This window comes from Candidatus Planktophila sulfonica, assembly GCF_002288065.1.
GTDB lineage: Bacteria > Actinomycetota > Actinomycetes > Nanopelagicales > Nanopelagicaceae > Planktophila > Planktophila sulfonica.
The window spans coordinates 355,331-374,342 of sequence record NZ_CP016773.1; the positions used below are offsets into that span (position 1 = coordinate 355,331).

Consider the following 19,012-nt stretch of genomic DNA (forward strand, 5'->3'; position numbering starts at 1 on the left):
TCCCTAGAATTTACTTAATGATTTTTCGGATTGCGTTCTGAATCTCATCAACGATCATCGATGCTGAGATAGGAGCGCCTTGCGAAGCAAGAAGAGCTGCTTGGTTATGAATATATGCACCTGTTGCAGCAACGTCCGCTAATCGTTCCGGAGAGTTGAGAATTTCAATGTAATTAGTAGCAACCAGGGCTCCAATTATTCCGGCAAGGACATCTCCTGAACCAGCTGTTGCAAGCCATGGAGTTGCTTTAGAAAGAGCGATAGCGCGATCGTTATAAGCCACAACTGTCTTCGAACCTTTGAGCAGAACTGTCACATTAAGCAGCTGTGAAGTCTTCTTTGCCCAAGTTTGCGGATCGGCTTCGATTGCTTCAGAACTTACTGTTATTGAATGCGATGCCAGCAAGCGAGAAAGTTCACCAGCATGTGGCGTAATGAGCGTTGGCTGACTTAACTTTCCTGCATACGAAAGAGCTCCTGCATCAAGAACTGTCGGAACAGTTTGCGCCTTCATGAGCGTGAACCAACGATGACGAAGCCATGTCGTGAAGTCGCTGTACTTCTTATGATGGATACCCGAACCTGCAAGCCAAGCTGTAACTGGACCAGGTTGCACAACGGTTTCAGGTGCATCGTGCAAGACAAGATGGGCTAAGCCTGATGAACTGTGGAAGCGGACCATGCCGATACCTGTGGCAAGGGCTGCAGATGTACTGAGTACGGCAGCGCCTGGATATTGCGCAGAACCAGTGATTGCTCCTAGTACTCCACGAGAGTATTTATGATCAATATCGCTAGGAGTAATGATGCATCGAGCTGCATCTCTTGCGGTAAATGTGCGAACGCTTTTCTCAGCCATAGATTGATTCTACGCCTCGAACTTGTAACCCAATCCACGAATAGTTTGAATCAAGAGCGGATTAGCTGGATCGACCTCAATCTTTGAGCGCAAACGTTTAATGTGAACATCGAGAGTCTTTGTATCACCGTAATAATCGCCGCCCCACACGCGATCGATGAGTTGACCGCGCGTAAGGACGCGTCCCGCGTTTCGCATCAGGAATTCAAGAAGTTCAAACTCTTTGAGAGGGAGATTGATAGCGACTTCATTTACCGTCACTTGGTGGCGCTCGATATCCATTTTGATTCCAGCAATGCTGTGCACGCTTGTGCTATCAGAAATTTCACCATCGCTGGTTCCTCGACGAAGCACAGCTTTGATTCTTGCCACTAGCTCACGTGATGAATATGGCTTAGTTACATAATCATCAGCACCAAGTTCGAGACCAACGACCTTATCTATCTCAGAATCCTTAGCCGTCAACATGATAATCGGAACTGCTGAAGTCGTGCGGATTGTTCGGCAGACATCAATTCCAGAAACTTCAGGAATCATTAAATCGAGTAGGACTAAATCAAAATTATCGCTCTTAAATGCATCGAGTCCTTGTTTCCCAGTTTCTGCGACAACAGTGGAGTAGCCCTCTTTCTCAAGAAGAAAGCTGAGTGCTTCTGAAAATGAAATCTCATCTTCAATTATCAAGATCTTTGTCATGATAGGGACTCTCCAGGGCTTGAGTAGATTGGAAGTCGAAGTGCAAATGTAGAACCTACATTTGGCGAACTCCAGACTTTAACTTCGCCACCATGATTGGTCGCGACATGTTTAACAATGGATAGACCTAATCCCGTACCACCGGTTTCACGCGAACGGGCAGGATCTACTCTGTAGAAACGTTCAAAGATGCGAGCCTGGTCGCTCTCTGGAATTCCAATACCCTGATCGGTAACAGAGACTTGGACAATTCCATCTTCGAGGCTCGTAGTCACCGAGACCTTCGTATTCTCAGGTGAATAGTTAATGGCATTCTCAATCAAATTATGAATTGCCATGGTGAGTTGTTCAGGGTCACCTAAGACATTTGCATCAGGGGAGTCTGCGACCGCAACTTCAATTTTTCGAGCCGATGCAATCGTCTGACATTGATCTATAGCTACCTGGATCATGTCGTTGACGCTATTTTCATGAGCAATAGAGAGCGGGTCAGAATCTTGCAGCCGTGAAAGATTGATGATTTCTTGAACCAAGTCAGTGAGTCGCTTTGCTTCGTGCTGCATTCGAGATGCAAATTTTGTGACAGAGTCCGGATCGTCTTTAGCTGATAGGACAGCTTCGCTGAGCAGAGAAAGTGCACCAATGGGAGTCTTAAGTTCGTGAGAGATATTGGCGACAAAATCTCGTCGCACTTCATGTACTCGTTGAGCTTCAGATTCATCGCTGATAAGAATCATTACTAGTGAGTGCTGCTCTAGCGCCACAACTTTAAGAGTGAGTTCTCTTGTTCCTTCACCGATAGGGCCGCGTGGAATATCTAGCTTGCCCGTGTGCTGATTACCTGTGCGCCGCACAGCGCGCACGATGGCAAGAATCTCCGGAGAAAGAAACTTTCCGTCACGCAAAATATTCAGATTTTCGACTCCCGCCGATGCGATTATTGGAGTATCTCCGCCAGATAGCAGCAGAACATCCTGATCTAACTCATTGATGAGATCGAAGAAGAGATCCGGGGCAGGACTCTCAGTAATTTCATCCGAGCCCTTGCGAAACCACATGATGTAAGCCTAATGCCGCCTCACCCCTGTTTACCTTCCGTTCACGTGAATGATTTCCATAATTCACCAATACCCCTTACTTTTGCCCAATGGCTCTTATCCGCTCGATATTTCAAGAAGAACTCGATGCCGTTTCTCAGACTCTCGTAGACCTGACAAAGATGGTGAGTGATTCAATCAATAAGGCGACGACTTCTCTTATTGATGCCAACATCACTTTGGCCGAAGAAGTAATTTCCTTTGACGAAAAAATCGATCAGATTCAGCATGACTTAGATGCACGCATCATCGACATTGTTGCGCGTCAACAACCGGTGGCCACAGATCTTCGAGCCCTGCTAACAGCCCTTCGTATGAGCGCAGATCTAGAACGCATGGGCGACTTGGCTCACCACGTTGCAAAGGTCGCACGTCTTCGCCATCCTGATTCGGCAGTACCTCTAGAACTTCAGACAACGTTGCAACGCATGGGACATGTCGCAGAAAACATGGCTCGCAAGGTCGGAACCGTTATCGAATCTCGCGACACTGCTCTGGCTTTGGAAGTAGAGACTGATGATGATGAGATGGATAAGCTCCATCGTGACCTCATCTCGATTCTAGTTTCATCAGAATGGAAAGCAGGAGTTGCATCAGCAATCGATATCACTCTCCTGGGTCGCTACTACGAGCGATTTGCAGACCATGCGGTCTCTGTCGCCCGTCGCGTTTACTATCTTGTAACCGGCGAGTTCGCTCCACAAAAGTAAATTTCGCTAAATACTTTTGAAGTAGCGCAATTTCCAATAGGGTCAGAACATGACCTACACACCCACACCTGCGGATAAATTCACATTCGGTCTCTGGACTGTCGGCTGGCAAGCTCGTGATCCCTTCGGAGATCCAACTCGTGAAGCGCTAGACCCAGTTCGCACAGTCAATGAACTTGCAGCTCGTGGCGCCTATGGTGTGACCTTCCATGATGATGATCTATTCCCATTTGGTTCCGATGATTCAACACGTCAGGGACATATCGATCGATTTAAGAAAGCACTCGCTGAGACCGGAATGAAAGTTCCGATGGCAACAACAAACCTCTTTAGCCATCCCGTCTTTAAAGATGGCGCACTCACCAGCAACGACCGCGATATCCGCCGCTTTGCTATTCGCAAGGCGATGCGCAATATTGATTTAGCAGTTGATCTAGGCGCCAAGATCTATGTCTGCTGGGGCGGGCGCGAAGGCGCTGAATCTGAAAGCTCAAAGGATGCCTACGTTGCTCTCGAGCGTTATGCAGAAGGCTTCAACATTCTTGGTCAGTACGTCATCGATAAGGGTTATGACATTAAGTTTGCTATCGAACCAAAGCCAAATGAGCCACGTGGAGATATCTTCCTTCCGACGATTGGCCATGCACTTGGATTTATCGAGATGCTCGATCACCCAGAGATGGTTGGTCTTAACCCAGAAGTTGGCCACGAGCAGATGGCGAACCTCAACTTTGTTCACGGAATTGCACAGGCGTTGTGGCAGAAGAAGTTATTCCACATCGACCTCAATGGTCAGCGCGGTCCAAAGTATGACCAGGACTTCGTCTTTGGCCATGGCGATGTAAAGAGCGCCTTCTTCCTCGTCGATCTTCTTGAGCGCTACGGATATTCAGGACCGAAGCACTTTGATTACAAGCCTGTACGCACCGATGGTGACTCAGGTGTCTGGGCATCTGCAACATCGAATATGCGCATGTACTTAGTTCTCAAGGAGCGTGCAGCTGCATTCCGTAAGGATCCACGTGTCATTGCAGCGATGAAGGAATCAAATATTCCAGGTCTTTCAGAGCCAACTCTTGCAGCAGGTGAGACATGGAAGGATCTTGCAAAGGATTCATTCGATGCAGATGCAGCCGGTAAGCGCGGTTATGGATATGAAATCCTCGACCAACTCGCTATGGAGCATTTGATGGGCGTTACTCCCTAACACTCGTTAGACTTCGCAAATGCGACTTGGTGTACTAGATGTTGGCTCCAACACCATTCATCTACAGGTAGTCGATGGCCACCTTGGTGGACCGCCAGTTCCTAACTCATCGCACAAATCAGTTATTCGTCTTACTGAATATCTAGATGAGACCGGTGCAATTACCGATCTTGGAATTAATCGCATCACGGATGCAATTCAGAGCAATATGAAGAGCGCTGAGCACTTAGATATCGATGAACTTCTAGCTTTTGCAACTTCTGCAATTCGTGAAGCAACAAATTCGGATCAAGTTATCGCTCATGTAAATAAAGCATGCGGTATAGATCTTCAAGTATTGAGTGGCGAAGAAGAGGCACGCTTTACATTTCTCGCCGCCCGACGTTGGCTCGGTTGGTCTTCGGGAGATTTACTTGTACTCGATATCGGTGGGGGATCTCTTGAAATCGCGCGAGGTGCAGAAGAAGACCCAACTTTTAAGACTTCGATGCAGCTCGGTGCAGGGCGTCTCACTCGTCAATTTCTTAAGGGCGATCCATTTACCTCGAAGTCGCTTAAAGCGCTGGAGGAATACCTCGAAGAGAAAATCGAACCACTTGCATCTTCGCTATCTACCTTTGAGAAAGATAACGCAGCCGGAACAAGTAAAACCTTCCGCACTTTGGCGAAAATTTCACAGAATATGTTTCCGAAATTTGGCCCACATTTAACTCTTGCGGCACTTGATGCAATGGTCCCAAAGCTGCAAGCACTTGATATCCAATCACGAAAAGAACTTCAGTCAGTATCTGCAGAGCGCGCCCCGCAGATTGTTGCTGGCGCCATGGTTGCTAAACAGTTAATGCAGACACTTGAGTTAAAAGAGATTCGTATCTGTCCGTGGGCTCTTCGCGAAGGAATTGTTCTCCATCGCCTCGACTGGATTGAGCGTTAATTCCCGATACTTAAGTAATCGAGCCCAACTATCTCTCCACGTACGCGATGCACGATCCAAGCATCACCTGGTTCAAGCTTGATTAAATCTTTATTCTTCAACTTGGTATTGAGAATCCCGCGCAACATTGTTGGAATCACCGGGTTGTGGCTGCAGATAAGGATGTTCTTCTCATCTTGCTTGAGTGCATTGGCGAAAGAAACTGATCGAAGTGGGTCTGTCTCAAAAGTCTCTTCATTAAGACTAGGTACTTGAGTGATAGTTAAGCCGCGTGAATGAGCTAGCGGCGTAACAGTCTGGACACAGCGAACATAATCTGAGGTGTAGACCTCTTCGATTGCAAAAGGCTCGAGGTGCTTCAGTAGAAGCTGTGCTTGATCAAATCCAACTTCACTGAGCGTACGTTGAGAGTCTTCCTCATCCCAATCACCGCGTTCGAGAGCTTTTGTGTGGCGAAGGATGATGAGAGTATCGGTGCGCCCTTCTTGGCTCATGAAGTTCTCAATAATTTCTTTATCGGATCCATGTGTTGCGGCGACAAGTGCATCCTCGGCACTCAGCCAGCACATCTCATCAACTTCTTCATTTGGGATAAATGCGCTTGCGTCGAGTGCGCAATGAGCGGCCCAGAAGATAACTCTCTTACGTTGTCCACTTTCTTCATATTCAACCGAACCAAGCTGGCGAGTAAATGCCGCCTTGATTCCAGTCTCTTCAATCAATTCTCGATATGCGCACTGCAACGCGGTTTCGCCTTCTTCAATCTTGCCCTTTGGAAGGGTCCAATCGTCATACTTTGGTCGATGGATAAGTGCGATCTCTATAGATCGATCGCCTAGTTCGCGCCATAAAAGTGCGCCAGCGGCTCTCATCATGCGCGATTGAATTTTTCGATGAAGTGATCTTGGAAATTAGCCAAGTACTTACCCTCGTGATCTTTCACATTACGGACCCATCTATTTTCATCGTTGAGGCTCCAGGTTGAGTAAACATCTGAGACGGAGTCATCAAGAATAGATTTCAGCGATTCCTTATGTTTTTCAGATTCAATTCGAACCAGCGCTTCAACGCGGCGATCTAGATTTCGGTGCATGACATCGGCGCTACCAATGAAGTAATCCTCCGCGCCATCATTTCGGAAGTAGTAAATACGTGAATGCTCAAGGAAACGGCCAAGAATTGAGCGTACTTTGATGTTGTCACGACGTGCTTGATTGTTGAGTTGAATTGCACAGATACCGCGGACGATAATTTCAATCTTGACGCCTGCATCTGCTGCCTCATAGAGAGTGTCGATGATTTGCTCATCGAGCAATGAATTGAGCTTGAGTCTGATCCAAGATGGTTTTCCGTCTAAGTGATTCTTTGTCTCGCGCTTGATTCGCGCGATGAGTCCGTTACGAAGACTATGAGGCGCCACTAGAAGTCGCGAGTATTCATGCTTAGCTGAATAGCCAGATAGCTCATTGAAGAGCCGTGAAAGATCTTCACCAAGAACGGAATCTGAGCTTAAGATTCCAAGGTCATCATAGAAACGTGCCGTCTTGGGGTTGTAATTTCCGGTTCCCACATGGCAGTAGCGGCGAAGTACATCGCCTTCATCACGGACAACAAGTGAAAGCTTGGCGTGCGTCTTAAGTCCCATGAGGCCGTACACAACGTGCACACCAACTTCTTCCAATTTTCTTGCCCAACGCACATTCGCCATTTCATCAAAGCGAGCACGAATCTCAATGACTGCAAGTACTTGCTTGCCTGCCTCCGCTGCTTCAATCAAAGCCTCGACGATTGGTGAGTCACCAGATGTGCGATAAAGCGTCTGCTTAATCGCTAAAACATGTGGGTCACGAGCAGCGTTTTCAAGGAATTTCACAACCGATGAAGTAAAGGATTGATATGGGTGGTGAAGAAGGATTTCGCCCTTACGGACTGCAGAAAAGAATGAATCTGTTGATTCAGGATCTACATCACGGAGTTCGTGCGCAGTCTCACTTCTAAATGGCTTGTACTTCAAGTGCGGGAAATCGAGGTCTGCAATCTGATTAAGGCTACGAAGATCAAGGGGGGAGTCGTACTTAATGACATCGTGCGGTTCAATCTGAAGCTCGTCCATGAGTTCATTGAGAACATCTGCGTGAATGACTTTATCCACCTCAAGGCGAACAGGTGGTCCAAAGCGACGGCGAGTGAGTTCTTTCTCCATCGTTTCTAAGATGTCATCAGTCTCATCTTCATCAAGATCAAGATCCTGGTTACGAGTCACACGGAAGAAGAAATGATCCTTGAGCTTCACGCCTGGGAATAGTTCAGCAAGGTGCTCAGCGATAAGTTCGTCAATCAAGACAAATCTAAATTTAGTTGTATCTGAAGTTCTGATGAAACGTGGCAGATTTGAAGGAACTTTTACTCGAGCAAAGCTGATGTCGTGGTCTTCACTTGATTCGATATTGACGCCGATGTTGAGTGAGAGACCAGAGATATATGGGAAAGGGTGTGATGGATCAACCACAAGCGGAGTAAGAACAGGGAAAATTCGGTTGTTGTAATAATCCTTCAGTTGATTTCGTTCTTCGTCGGTGAGGTCAGCAATCTTTACAAATTCGATTCCTTCGGCACGTAGCTCAGGAATGATGACATCGCGGAAGCGATCAGCTTGTGTGTTGACCAACTCTTGAGTGCGCTTAAGTACAACCTTGAGAAGTTCTTTTGGCGCATAGCCTGCCGAGTTAACGGTGGTGCTTCCGCGTTCAATTTTGGCTTTCACTGAAGCAACACGAACCATGAAAAATTCATCAAGGTTCGAGGAGAAGATGGCTAAGAAGCGAAGTCGTTCGAGAAGGGGAATAGTCGGATCCTCAGTGAGTTCGAGGACTCGGGTATCGAAGTCGAGCCACGTAAGCTCTCGATCTTGATATGGCGCTACTACTTCTTTCACGGGATAAGAATGGCTTATAGAGGTGAACATCAGGTAATCGCTGGATGAACCTAGCTTTTGAATACCAATAAACGTGAGGCGGGTCGGGCTCGAACCGACGACGACCGAATTATGAGTTCGGGGCTCTAACCAACTGAGCTACCGCCTCGTCCTGGCCAATCTTACGGGGTGGCTCATTAGGATTAAGCCATGATTCATCTCAGCCAATCGCGCTCATCAATCATCTTCGCTCATAATGGAGACTCACTTGAAGTTCTTTATTGGGGCAAGAAGTTAGGTGCTATTGATAAGGCAGCTGCTGAATCAATTCGTGCAGCGCGCACCAAGCCTGCTTTCCATGGCGGCCTTGATGTTGCACCTGGCAACCTGATTCTTCGCGAACATGCACGTGGCTGGATTGGTCATCCTGCACTCCGCGGTCATCGCGGGGGAGTAAACGCAACTAACTCCTTCGCAGTAACGAGCGCGGTTCAAAAAAATCAATCGATGATTGCGGTCTTCACAGATGCAATCGCTGGCATTGAAATTGAAATTACATACACGCTCACACCATCAGATATTTTGTTGATGGATGCGAAGGTCACCAATACATCTGAAGGAGATTATTTCCTCGAGCAATTCCTTTACTGGTTACCGCTTGCCGAGCAAGCAGATGAAGTTCTTGATTTCTACGGACATTGGACAAAGGAACGTCAGCCGCAGCGTCGTTCGATTGATTATGGTGTTATTACTCGCGAAGGTTTCGAAGGACGTTCAGGCCATGATTACACAATTACGCAGGTAGCGCTTAACCACAACACAGGATTCCGTCATGGTGAAGCATGGTCACTTGCCATGGCATGGTCTGGAAACAATATTCATCACGTAGAACGTTTGATTGATGGACATAAATCAATCGGAGCGGGCGAGTATCTGCTTCCTGGTGAAGTAATTTTGAAGAAGGGCGAGAGCTACGCAGCCCCTCGCGCAGTTGCAACATTTAGTGATCGCGGTCTTGATGGCCTCACCAATAATCACTATTCCTGGATTCGTTCGCGCACCAATCACATTACAAAGGTTCGCCCACGTCCGCTCACACTCAATATGTGGGAAGCCGTCTACTTCAATCACAATGAAGAAGGCATCCGAAAGATGGTTGATAAGGCTGCTGAAATCGGAGTCGAGCGCGTTGTTTTAGATGATGGTTGGTTTGGTTCACGCCGCAATGACCGCGCTGGTCTTGGTGATTGGGTTGTCTCAAAAGATGCATGGCCTAATGGTCTTGCTCCAATCATTAAGTACATCAATGACAAGGGAATCGAATTCGGTCTCTGGTTTGAAGGCGAGATGGTCAATCGCGACTCTGATTTGTATCGCGCTCATCCTGATTGGATTTTGCAGGAACCTGGACGTATTCCGGTTGAAGGTCGCTGGCAGCAAGTTCTAGACCTTACAAAAGAAGGCGCTTATAACCATGTGCTTAACCAAGTAGATGCAGTCCTCTCTGAATACAACATCGCCTACATCAAGTGGGATCACAACCGTCATTTAACGGATCCGATTTCAGATGGGCGCCCTGTTGTGCGCAAGCAGACTGAAGCCATCTATCGCATGTTCGATGAGCTGAAGAAGCGCCACCCAGGACTTGAAATCGAGTCTTGTTCATCAGGTGGTGGACGTATCGACCTTGGCATGATCGAACATGCAGATCGCTTCTGGACATCTGATCAGAACGATCCTCTTGAACGCCAGCAGATTCAGCGTTGGACAGGCCTTGTGATTCCACCAGAATTCCTTGGCACTCACGTTGGTCCAACTGTGGGACATCAGATGCACCGCACCCATTCAGTTTCATTCCGCGCTCTTAACGCACTCTTTGGCCATGCTGGTATCGAGTGGAACATCAACGAAGCAGATGCGCAAGAGACCGAAACTCTTAAGGCATATATCAATTTCTATAAGAAGCACCGCGGTCTTCTACATTCAGGAACAGTTGTTCGCAGCGATGAAATTATTGGCGATGCCCAGTTATATGGCACGGTTGCACACGATAAGAAGGAAGCAATCTTTACTTATATGCAGCTCACCTCTGCGGATAACTTCGGTCCACTTGTGACAACATTCGATGGACTTGATAAAGAAACTATGTATCAAGTCACCGTTGTTGAAGAGTTAAGTGCATCAGACTTTATTCAGAAGAAGGCGCCAGGTTGGTGGCCAGCACTCACATTAACTGGTGATCAACTTGCACATATTGGGCTACAACTTCCAGTCTTAAAGCCAGAGACCGGGTTGTTATTCCACTTTAAAGCTCTTTAGGAGTAGCATCGGCTAAGTCCAGTCAACGTCGACTATAGGAGTTAATTGTGCTTGTCGGTATTCCAAAAGAAGTTAAGAACAACGAATTTAGAGTCTCAACTACACCGGCAGGAGTTCACTCTCTCATCATCGCTGGCCACACTGTTTTTGTTGAAAAGAACGCAGGCGTTGGCTCGGCAATTACCGATGCTGATTATGTAAAAGCTGGAGCGACAATCCTCGATACCGCCGATGAAGTATGGGCGAAGTCCGAGATGATTATTAAGGTCAAAGAGCCAATCGCTGAGGAATACCACCGCATGCGTAAGGGCCAGATCCTCTTTACCTATCTCCACCTTGCAGCTTCACGCGAATGCACCGATGCCATTGTTAAATCAGGAATCACTGCGATCGCCTACGAAACTGTTGAAATCAATCGTTTCCTCCCGTTACTTGCTCCTATGTCGGAAGTTGCAGGACGTATGTCTATTCAAGTTGGCGCAGCTGCACTTCAGCGCCCAGCTGGTGGACGCGGAGTATTACTCGGGGGAGTTCCTGGAGTTGCTCCAGGCAAGGTCGTAATTTTGGGCGGCGGAAGCGTAGGAGTTTCTGCTGCTGCAATGGCTATCGGTCTTCGTGCCGATGTCACTCTTCTTGATATCAATCTCAAGCGCCTTGGCGAAATTGATGAAATGTTCCATGGCCAGGTTAAGACCGTTGCTTCATCTCCATACTCAATCGAGCAATACTGCATGGAGGCAGATCTCGTTGTTGGTGGCGTACTTATTCCAGGAGCAGCTGCTCCAAAGCTTGTTACAGATGCAATGGTTGCAAAGATGAAGCCAGGATCCGTTCTCGTCGATGTTGCTATCGATCAAGGCGGATGCTTTGAAGGTTCACATGCAACAACACATACTGATCCAACATTTAAGGTTCATAACTCTCTCTATTACTGCGTGGCAAATATGCCGGGCGCAGTTCCTGCAACATCTACAGCAGCGCTATCCAATGCAACGCTTAAGTACTCACTTGCACTTGCAAATAAGGGTTGGCAGAAGGCATGTGCAGATGATCCAGCTCTAGAAGCAGGGTTGAATGTGCATGAAGGAAAGATCATGTACGCCGCAGTTGCTGCAGCGCATGGCTAAATCAGATTCTTGAAAAGCTAATTCTTGAATCGTTAGTGGCGCTGGAAGCCTTTGCGGCCCCAGACTTCCCACAACCCCATCACGCCTAACAAGAGCGCGAAGCCGAAGAGAACATCTTCGGCAGGGGCGGAGAAGAATCGCAGTCCCATGATTGCATCGGGGTTGTACATAACGATATTTCTTGATGTCAGCCACCAATTTGTTAAGAATTGAAATGGCAAGATGATTGCGTAGGAAGTCCAGAACGCTGGTCTTGTCAGCATCGATGTCTTAAAAACAAAGAGGTCGACCATGACAGCAATAGCAAAAGCAGCAATCGCAATATCTGAATAGATCATTCGCCGAATTCATCCTTTCGCCAATGTGGTTTTACGGTAGTAACACCTTCGATAGTGAAGATTGCTGCCATCGGAATCACCATGAAGAAGAGGTACTCCTCAAGCGGAATATTGAGCGGGCCGTAAATTCCTAAAATTTGTTCGCGATCAAAGAACCAATGGCCTTGCGCAATCGCATAGGCATCCCATGCCAGGAAAAGGATGCTGATTGGTAGAACGCTGATTGCGACTCTTTTGATGCGGCGTAGAACACCCGTCTTAAGGTAAATCTCGAGCCAAGCAGAGCCACAGAAGGTGAAAATCAGCATCGCCATATATGACCACTGTTTCATATTCGTATTTTTGCATACATCCTCATGAATCTTGCTACTGTGACGTTTATGGACACAGCAAAGTTGAGAACCTTTTCAACAGTCCGAACCGCATCTTCCCTTGCTACATTAATCGGAATCGTCCTCTCTTTGGTCTTCTCTTCATGGCTTGGTGCCGATTCACTCAATTGGCAGGTAGCTATTGCAGTTCTTGCATTGGCAGTAGGAATTCCGCATGGATCACTCGATCACTTGGTAACTCTTCCAAAATCTAAGCCTCTGCTGATGGCTTTCTTCATAGTTATATATGTAGCAATTGCACTTGCCGCTATTTGGGCGATTTTGCAGTGGAACGTCTATGGATTTATTGCCGTGGTTCTTATGAGTGCAACTCACTTTGGAATCGGCGATAGCGCATTTATTGCAGAACTTGATCGCGAGCAGGGCCGCACAGGAAAAAGCATTCCTGTCTTTGCCTATGCTTCTGCCGGCGGGTTATTGCCCGTTGTCATTCCTCTTGTGCAGAGCCGAAGCACTGAAGCTCTTGAGAAGGTAAATGAGAACTTAGTTGATTGGCACTATGGATTTACATCAGAGATTCAAATCATCGTTGCGGCAATTGCAACCATTAGCCTTCTGATTCTTATCTCCCGAAAGCGCTATCGCGATTCAGTGGATATTGCACTACTTGCAGGGCTTGCATCGATTGCACCGCCGCTTGTCTCGTTCGCCATCTACTTTGGTTGCTGGCATGCAATGCGCCATACAGCGCGATTGACCTCATTACTCCCACGTTCGCAGGCTGCGTATCAACAATCACGCGGCTTTAAGGCTTTCAGTTATGCGGTTATTCCAGGGCTACCGGCACTGGCCGGCACATTTATCTTTGTCATTCTCCTTGCTGCAATCGCTCGTGAAAATATCAGCGATCACTTTCTCTGGCTTACATTGGTCACAATCTGGGCGCTCACGGTTCCTCACATGATTGTCACAGCCAAGTTAGACCGCGCCGCTCTCAAGGATTAACCCCTCATTAGTTAGGCTTCGCAGCATGTTGAGAAAAATACTTCTGCTCACTCTTGTCTTCACATCAATTCCTTCAGCTCAAGCAGCACCGGTCTATCTCTTTCCGGTAGCTAATTGCGAAGTCAATTACGCACGTGCACATCACGACTATGCAGCGACAGATATTTTGGCAAAGGCTGGATGCCGCTTTGTCGCCCCCATCAATGGAATCGTCGATGAAGTAAATCGGGTTGATAAATGGAGCGGTAAAACCAATCTAGGAATTGATCGCGGCGGTCTTTATGTCTCGATCATCGGAGAAGATGGAGTTCGTTATTACGGCTCTCACCTACGCTCAATTCCGGCAAGCATTGAACCTGGAGTAGAAGTTAAGGCTGGACAGGTATTGGGCGCGATCGGATCAACAGGCAGCGCGCGCGGAACGGCCCCGCACCTTCACTTTGGTATTTCCTGGCCAACGCCTGCAGATATTTGGTGGGTACGTCGAGGTGAAGTTCTGCCTTGGAAGTATCTCGATGCATGGAAGAGTGGAAAAGATTTATCGCCAGTAAAAGCTGTTGCTGCGCTGAAAGCTAAAGTAGGCGAGATTCCGCCTGAGCCAAAAAAGTAGAAAAAAATAAGGCCCACCGATTTCTCGGCGGGCCTTATTCGTAAGTGAAATTAGTTAGCGTTCACTGCGTCTGCCTGAGGACCCTTTGGACCCTGGACGACCTCGAATGAAACTGACTGACCCTCTTCAAGGCTCTTGTAACCGTTTCCCTGAATTGCTGAGTAGTGAACGAATACATCTTGTCCGCCACCATCAACTGCAATGAAACCGAAACCCTTTTCAGAGTTGAACCACTTAACTGTACCTGTTGCCATATTTTTTACTATTCCTTCGATATGTTGGGAGTTCGAGAATTCCTCAAACTCCAGTCTTCGTCTTGCTACAGCCATACCGAGTAAAGAAGTAAATCTAACAACGGGTACTGATAAAGCGTCCGACTAGGAATAAGGGTACCTGCTACTTCCGCGTATTCCTATTCCCAGCTTCCATCGATCACGCTCAAATCAGAGCTCGAAAACGCTCATATTCACAAAGTCGGTGGAAAGTTGTATAAATAGAGCACTCACTAGCAATTGGTAGTCGTTGTGGATCGGGGAAGGTCGCACAAATCGCACCTTGCTAGGAGCACCACATGCATGAAAAAAACCTCGCCGGTCTGGTCGTCATCCACTCCGCGCCTACTGCGCTGAGCCAACATATTGAATGGGGACTGAACTCTCTACTGGGCGCACCTCAACAAATCTTCTGGCGCGATCAACCACTTACTCCTGGCAGCGTTCGCACTTCACTCGAATTTCGTGCACCCACCGGAACTGCTGCCAAGATAGCAACCGCACTTAAGGGATGGCATTACCTACGTTTTGAAGTCAGCGAACTCAGCGCGCATACCGGTGAACTCTTTAGATTTACCCCTGAACTTGGAATCCATCGCGCAACTGTCGACCAAGTTGGAACAATTCATATAAGCGAAGATCAGATTCGCAAAGCACTCGCACACTTTGATGAGTTAGAAGTTCGTGAGAATCTCGAGAGAACTCTTGGAAATGAGTGGGAGGTAGCACTCGAACCTTATAGAGGAGTGGACCTTCAAGAAGTTGCGCGACTTCGCGCTATCTAAACGGAGATAGAATCCAACCATGACAACTCAAGCACCTATGACCTCAACTGAACGCCGCCGCTCCATTCTCTACATCGCAATCGCACTTATTCTTGCGATCGCCCTAGGCGGTGGACTCGTCAAAGTTGGTGCAGGATTTGCAGCACGTAATGCAAATGGAATTACCGTTACTGGATCTGCCAAGACCTCTGCAACAGCCGATAACGTTGTATGGACACTCAATGTTTCACTTACACGCCCAACAGTTTCTGAAGCTGTCGCCAGAGTCGGAAACGACGTCGCAGCAGTGAGCAAATATTTGACCAATGGTGGAATCCCGGCAGAAGAGCTGACTCTTGGATCTGTCTCTACCTACGCGAACGAGCAATGGGTCAACGGCAACAACACAGGCAAGATTCTGAACTACCGCGCATCACGCGATGTCGTTGTTCGCTCAAAGGATGTCGAACTCGTTTCAAAGCTTTCGCAGGGAATCGGAACAATCTTGCAGCAGGGCGTGACCGTAAATAACTACGGACCTCAGTACTACCTTTCTACTCTTCCTAAGCTTCGCCCACAACTTCTTGAAGAAGCGATGAAGGATGCCAAGATCCGCGCTGAAGCAATTACGAAGGCAGTGGGCGGCAAGGTTGGATCAGTGCAATCAGTTCGTTCAGGCGTATTCCAGGTGACAACACCGGATTCAACAATGACTCAAGATACTGGTGCTTACGACACTTCAAGTATTGAAAAGACTGTTACATCAACAGTCTCAGTAACTTTCTCAGTTAAGTAAGAGAACTAGAGCGGAATATTGCCGTGTGAACCACGGCGATATTCAGTCTCTGCCAAGACCTTTGCAATAGCGCTACGAGTCTTATCTGGCTCAATCATTTCATCGACCGCCCCGATTTCAATTGCGCGAGCAACGCCTCCAGAAACCTTTTCATGTTCTGCCGCAAGCTCTAGTTCCATATCCTCACGCTGATCAGCAGGAAGATCAGCAAGTAAGCGACGGTGCAGAACGCGTACGGCAGCAACTGCGCCCATCACGGAAACTTCTGCTTGCGGCCAAGCAAATACGCGTGTGGCACCAAGTGATTTTGAGTTCATCGCAACAAACGCTCCGCCATAGGCCTTGCGGGTAATAACGGTAACGCGTGGAACAACGGCTTCAGCAAATGCATGGAGCAGCTTTGCACCGCGTCGCACAGCGCCTTCCCACTCTTGTCCGATGCCAGGTAAGAAGCCGGTGACATCTGCAATCACAACGAGTGGAATACCGAAGGCATCACAGGTGCGAACAAAGCGCGCAGCTTTTTCACCTGCTGCAGAATCTAGAACTCCGCCGATTACTTGAGGATTATTTGCAATCACTCCAACTGTGCGACCACCTAGGCGACCAATAACAGTCGTCATGTTTTCGGCCCACATATCCAATAGTTCGAGCTTCTCTCCATCTTTATCGAGAATGGCATCAACGAGTGGATGCACTTCATAAATTCGCTTCGCTGAATCAGGAACAAGTTGGGCAAGAGGAACATCATCAACGTTTGGCGACATCAGCCCTTGGTTGGCAAAGAGTGAGACAAGATCTTGAATCTCGCGGAAGGCAACCTCTTCAGATGGTGCGATCACGTGAGCAACGCCCGAATTCTTGCTATGTGCTTCAGGTCCACCGAGTAGAGCCATATCGACAATATCGCCCGTTACAGATTTCACGACATCAGGACCTGTTACGAAGATGCGACCTTCGGGTGCAAGAACAACAACATCTGTAAGTGCAGGCCCATATGCACCGCCGCCAGCAGTTGGTCCTAGGACGAGAGATAGCTGCGGGATTCGACCACTTGCTGTGACCATCGCTTGGAAGACTTCACCAAATGCATTGAGCGATGCAACGCCATCACTTAAACGCGCACCACCAGAGTGCCAGATTCCAATAACAGGAATTTGCCCACCCATCGCAGCGCGATATGCCTGAACAATTACTTGCGATCCTTCGATTCCGAGTGCGCCGCCTTTTATTGTTGGATCAGATGCAAAGACGACAACTTTATTTCCTTTAACCAGACCAGTGGCCGCAACCATTCCGCAATCAGTGCGAGGTATGAGAAGTTCGTAACTGCCACCATCTAGAAGAGTGGCTATACGTGATTCAGGATCAAGTGGGTTGATCGGTGTTGCCATGGCTCTAGATTAGAGCGATTTAAATGCAAGTACTACGTTGTGGCCACCAAAACCGAAAGAATCATTAAGCGCTGCGATATCTCCCGCTGGAAGTTGGCGAGGTGTGTCGCGAACGACATCGACAGTCACAGCTGGGTCTAAGTTTTCAATATTGATTGTTGGGGGAGCAAGGCGGTCTTGTAGAGCCTTGACGATAAAGACGGATTCAATTGCGCCAGCGCCACCAAGTAAGTGACCTGTCATCGACTTTGTTGCAGAAACTGCAACGTGGTCCGCATCCGCACCGAGTGCTTTTCGAAGCGCATTAGCTTCAGCAACATCGCCTGCAGGAGTTGAGGTTGCATGTGCATTGAGGTGCACGATGTCCTTAGTTGATAGTCCAGAGTTTTGAAGTGCAAATTTGATTGCGCGCTGTACGCCACTGCCTTCTGGGTCAGGAGCAGCAATGTGATAACCATCAGAGGTTAAACCTTGTCCGCCGATTTCACAGTAAATCTTTGCACCACGCGCCTTGGCATGTTCGTACTCTTCAATAACAAGAATTCCGCCGCCTTCGCCCAATACAAATCCATCGCGATCGACATCATATGGACGTGATGCGCGAGCAGGCGCATCGTTGCGAGTAGAAAGTGCTTTCATTGCGGCAAAGCCCGCCATCGGAAGCTGGTGGATCGCAGCTTCAACGCCACCGGTCACGATGATGTCGGCGCGATTGTTCTTAATCATTTCAAAGGCATAACCGATTGCTTCGGCACCGGACGCGCATGCGCTGACGGGTGTGTGCACGCCAGCCTTTGCTTGAAGTTCGAGGCCAACATTTGCAGCTGGTCCATTAGGCATCAACATTGGGACAGTGTGTGGGCTGACTCCGCGTGCGCCTTTTTCGTTGAGATTAACAAATTGGTCAAGAAGGGTGATGACTCCACCGATACCTGAAGCGATTACTACGCCAAGACGTTCCTTATCGATGTCATCAGGTGAGCCCGCATCTTTCCAGGCCTCGCGTGAAGCAACGAGAGCGAACTGCTCTGAACGATCGAGGCGACGCATTTCAACGCGCTCCATCTGATCTGCAGGTTCTGTCGCAACGCGCGCAGCGAAGTGCACAGGTAGGAGCTCACGCCAATCTTCGGTGAGAAGACGGACACCAGACTGGCCGGCCAATAAAGCCTTCCATGTCGAATCCACATCTCCACCAAGGGGCGTTGTTGCACCTAAGCCTGTAACGACTACGCGACGTTGTGACATACCGCTAGATCAATTCTTCTTTTGGATCTTTACTTATGCAGCAGCGTTAACGATGAAGTTGACTGCATCGCCGACTGTAGCGAGTTCAGTTACTTTTTCATCAGGAATCTTTACGCCAAAGCGCTCTTCGCATGCAACTACAACTTCAACCATGCTGAGTGAGTCAACTTCGAGATCTTCTGTGAAGTTCTTATCGAGTTCGATTGATGCAGCTGGAATACCCGCTACTTCTTCAACGATCTCTTTGATTCCTGCAAGTACATCTGCTTGTGAAAGCGCCATTGTGTTTCCTTCTCTGTTGTTATCTGGTGTAACCAGTACTTCATTTCTTGAGGTTGTAATTGTCTACGACAGGAGGGCTTACTTCCCAGTAAACGGGCGGGTAATCCC

General features: G+C 48.0%; 20 protein-coding genes and 1 tRNA gene. 9 read left to right on the forward strand and 12 right to left on the reverse strand.

The window, feature by feature from the left end; translation table 11 throughout:
* Window positions 1-10 precede the first annotated feature (10 nt).
* Genes A1sIA56_RS01785 through A1sIA56_RS01795 form a run of 3 tightly spaced genes read right to left on the reverse strand, consistent with a single transcriptional unit; the run spans window position 11 to window position 2,613 of the window.
* Complete coding sequence (locus tag A1sIA56_RS01785) at window positions 11-859, reverse strand: ADP-dependent NAD(P)H-hydrate dehydratase (protein WP_095673251.1); 849 nt, start codon at window positions 857-859, stop codon at window positions 11-13.
* 9 nt (window positions 860-868) lie between these two features.
* Window positions 869-1,555 (reverse strand): response regulator transcription factor, encoded by a 687-nt coding sequence (locus A1sIA56_RS01790; RefSeq protein ID WP_095673252.1) that lies wholly within the window; start codon window positions 1,553-1,555, stop codon window positions 869-871.
* Window positions 1,552-2,613, reverse strand: a complete 1,062-nt coding sequence (locus A1sIA56_RS01795; protein ID WP_095673253.1) for a sensor histidine kinase — start codon at window positions 2,611-2,613, stop codon at window positions 1,552-1,554. Before A1sIA56_RS01795 ends, A1sIA56_RS01790 begins: the two co-directional genes overlap by 4 nt.
* Window positions 2,614-2,711: 98 nt before the next feature.
* Between A1sIA56_RS01795 and phoU the strand changes: the two genes are divergently transcribed.
* Genes phoU through A1sIA56_RS01810 form a run of 3 tightly spaced genes read left to right on the forward strand, consistent with a single transcriptional unit; the run spans window position 2,712 to window position 5,503 of the window.
* A complete protein-coding gene (phoU, locus tag A1sIA56_RS01800) occupies window positions 2,712-3,362 on the forward strand; it encodes a phosphate signaling complex protein PhoU (protein ID WP_095674168.1) in 651 nt (216 codons plus the stop codon).
* Between the two features lie 49 nt (window positions 3,363-3,411).
* Window positions 3,412-4,569, forward strand: coding sequence for a xylose isomerase (xylA, locus tag A1sIA56_RS01805; RefSeq protein WP_095673254.1), 1,158 nt, complete (start codon window positions 3,412-3,414; stop codon window positions 4,567-4,569).
* A gap of 19 nt (window positions 4,570-4,588) precedes the next feature.
* Entirely contained in the window at window positions 4,589-5,503 is a 915-nt protein-coding gene (locus A1sIA56_RS01810) for a Ppx/GppA phosphatase family protein (protein ID WP_095673255.1), read from the forward strand.
* Here the strand turns inward: A1sIA56_RS01810 and A1sIA56_RS01815 are convergent.
* From A1sIA56_RS01815 to A1sIA56_RS01825, 3 genes are all read right to left on the reverse strand, one after another.
* Window positions 5,500-6,378 (reverse strand): NUDIX hydrolase, encoded by an 879-nt coding sequence (locus tag A1sIA56_RS01815; protein ID WP_095673256.1) that lies wholly within the window; start codon window positions 6,376-6,378, stop codon window positions 5,500-5,502. The genes A1sIA56_RS01810 and A1sIA56_RS01815 overlap by 4 nt on opposite strands.
* Window positions 6,375-8,438: an RNA degradosome polyphosphate kinase gene (locus tag A1sIA56_RS01820; protein ID WP_223298460.1), complete on the reverse strand. Its 2,064-nt coding sequence runs from the start codon at window positions 8,436-8,438 to the stop codon at window positions 6,375-6,377. Before A1sIA56_RS01820 ends, A1sIA56_RS01815 begins: the two co-directional genes overlap by 4 nt.
* Window positions 8,439-8,512: 74 nt before the next feature.
* A tRNA-Ile gene (locus A1sIA56_RS01825) sits at window positions 8,513-8,586 on the reverse strand.
* Between the two features lie 41 nt (window positions 8,587-8,627).
* Between A1sIA56_RS01825 and A1sIA56_RS01830 the strand changes: the two genes are divergently transcribed.
* Together A1sIA56_RS01830 and ald are read left to right on the forward strand one after the other, a co-directional pair.
* Window positions 8,628-10,736, forward strand: a complete 2,109-nt coding sequence (locus tag A1sIA56_RS01830; protein WP_095673258.1) for an alpha-galactosidase — start codon at window positions 8,628-8,630, stop codon at window positions 10,734-10,736.
* A 47-nt stretch (window positions 10,737-10,783) separates the two neighbouring features.
* Entirely contained in the window at window positions 10,784-11,863 is a 1,080-nt protein-coding gene (gene ald / locus A1sIA56_RS01835) for an alanine dehydrogenase (RefSeq protein ID WP_095673259.1), read from the forward strand.
* A gap of 32 nt (window positions 11,864-11,895) precedes the next feature.
* On the opposite strand, the gene A1sIA56_RS01840 is transcribed toward ald, so the two are convergent.
* Entirely contained in the window at window positions 11,896-12,201 is a 306-nt protein-coding gene (locus A1sIA56_RS01840; RefSeq protein ID WP_095673260.1) for a lycopene cyclase domain-containing protein, read from the reverse strand.
* A complete protein-coding gene (locus tag A1sIA56_RS01845) occupies window positions 12,198-12,533 on the reverse strand; it encodes a lycopene cyclase domain-containing protein (RefSeq protein WP_223298461.1) in 336 nt (111 codons plus the stop codon). The genes A1sIA56_RS01840 and A1sIA56_RS01845 overlap by 4 nt, the downstream gene beginning before the upstream one ends.
* A gap of 48 nt (window positions 12,534-12,581) precedes the next feature.
* On the opposite strand from A1sIA56_RS01845, the gene A1sIA56_RS01850 reads away from it, so the two are divergent.
* Window positions 12,582-13,538, forward strand: coding sequence for a Brp/Blh family beta-carotene 15,15'-dioxygenase (locus A1sIA56_RS01850; RefSeq protein ID WP_095673261.1), 957 nt, complete (start codon window positions 12,582-12,584; stop codon window positions 13,536-13,538).
* A 25-nt stretch (window positions 13,539-13,563) separates the two neighbouring features.
* The gene (locus tag A1sIA56_RS01855; RefSeq protein ID WP_095673262.1) at window positions 13,564-14,148 is read left to right on the forward strand and encodes a M23 family metallopeptidase; all 585 of its coding nucleotides are present in this window, start codon (window positions 13,564-13,566) and stop codon (window positions 14,146-14,148) included.
* 50 nt (window positions 14,149-14,198) lie between these two features.
* On the opposite strand, the gene A1sIA56_RS01860 is transcribed toward A1sIA56_RS01855, so the two are convergent.
* The gene (locus tag A1sIA56_RS01860; protein WP_017955223.1) at window positions 14,199-14,402 is read right to left on the reverse strand and encodes a cold-shock protein; all 204 of its coding nucleotides are present in this window, start codon (window positions 14,400-14,402) and stop codon (window positions 14,199-14,201) included.
* A 317-nt stretch (window positions 14,403-14,719) separates the two neighbouring features.
* On the opposite strand from A1sIA56_RS01860, the gene A1sIA56_RS01865 reads away from it, so the two are divergent.
* Together A1sIA56_RS01865 and A1sIA56_RS01870 are read left to right on the forward strand one after the other, a co-directional pair.
* Window positions 14,720-15,205, forward strand: a complete 486-nt coding sequence (locus A1sIA56_RS01865; protein WP_095673263.1) for a DUF3145 family protein — start codon at window positions 14,720-14,722, stop codon at window positions 15,203-15,205.
* Window positions 15,206-15,224: 19 nt separating this feature from the next.
* A complete protein-coding gene (locus A1sIA56_RS01870) occupies window positions 15,225-15,980 on the forward strand; it encodes an SIMPL domain-containing protein (RefSeq protein WP_095673264.1) in 756 nt (251 codons plus the stop codon).
* 5 nt (window positions 15,981-15,985) lie between these two features.
* Here the strand turns inward: A1sIA56_RS01870 and A1sIA56_RS01875 are convergent, their stop codons facing one another.
* The 3 genes from A1sIA56_RS01875 to A1sIA56_RS01885 are packed head-to-tail and all read right to left on the reverse strand — an operon-like array spanning window position 15,986 to window position 18,904.
* Entirely contained in the window at window positions 15,986-17,374 is a 1,389-nt protein-coding gene (locus A1sIA56_RS01875; protein WP_095673265.1) for an acyl-CoA carboxylase subunit beta, read from the reverse strand.
* Window positions 17,375-17,383: 9 nt separating this feature from the next.
* Entirely contained in the window at window positions 17,384-18,622 is a 1,239-nt protein-coding gene (gene fabF, locus A1sIA56_RS01880; protein ID WP_095673266.1) for a beta-ketoacyl-ACP synthase II, read from the reverse strand.
* Window positions 18,623-18,655: 33 nt separating this feature from the next.
* The gene (locus A1sIA56_RS01885) at window positions 18,656-18,904 is read right to left on the reverse strand and encodes an acyl carrier protein (protein WP_095673267.1); all 249 of its coding nucleotides are present in this window, start codon (window positions 18,902-18,904) and stop codon (window positions 18,656-18,658) included.
* Between the last annotated feature and the right edge of the window lie 108 nt (window positions 18,905-19,012).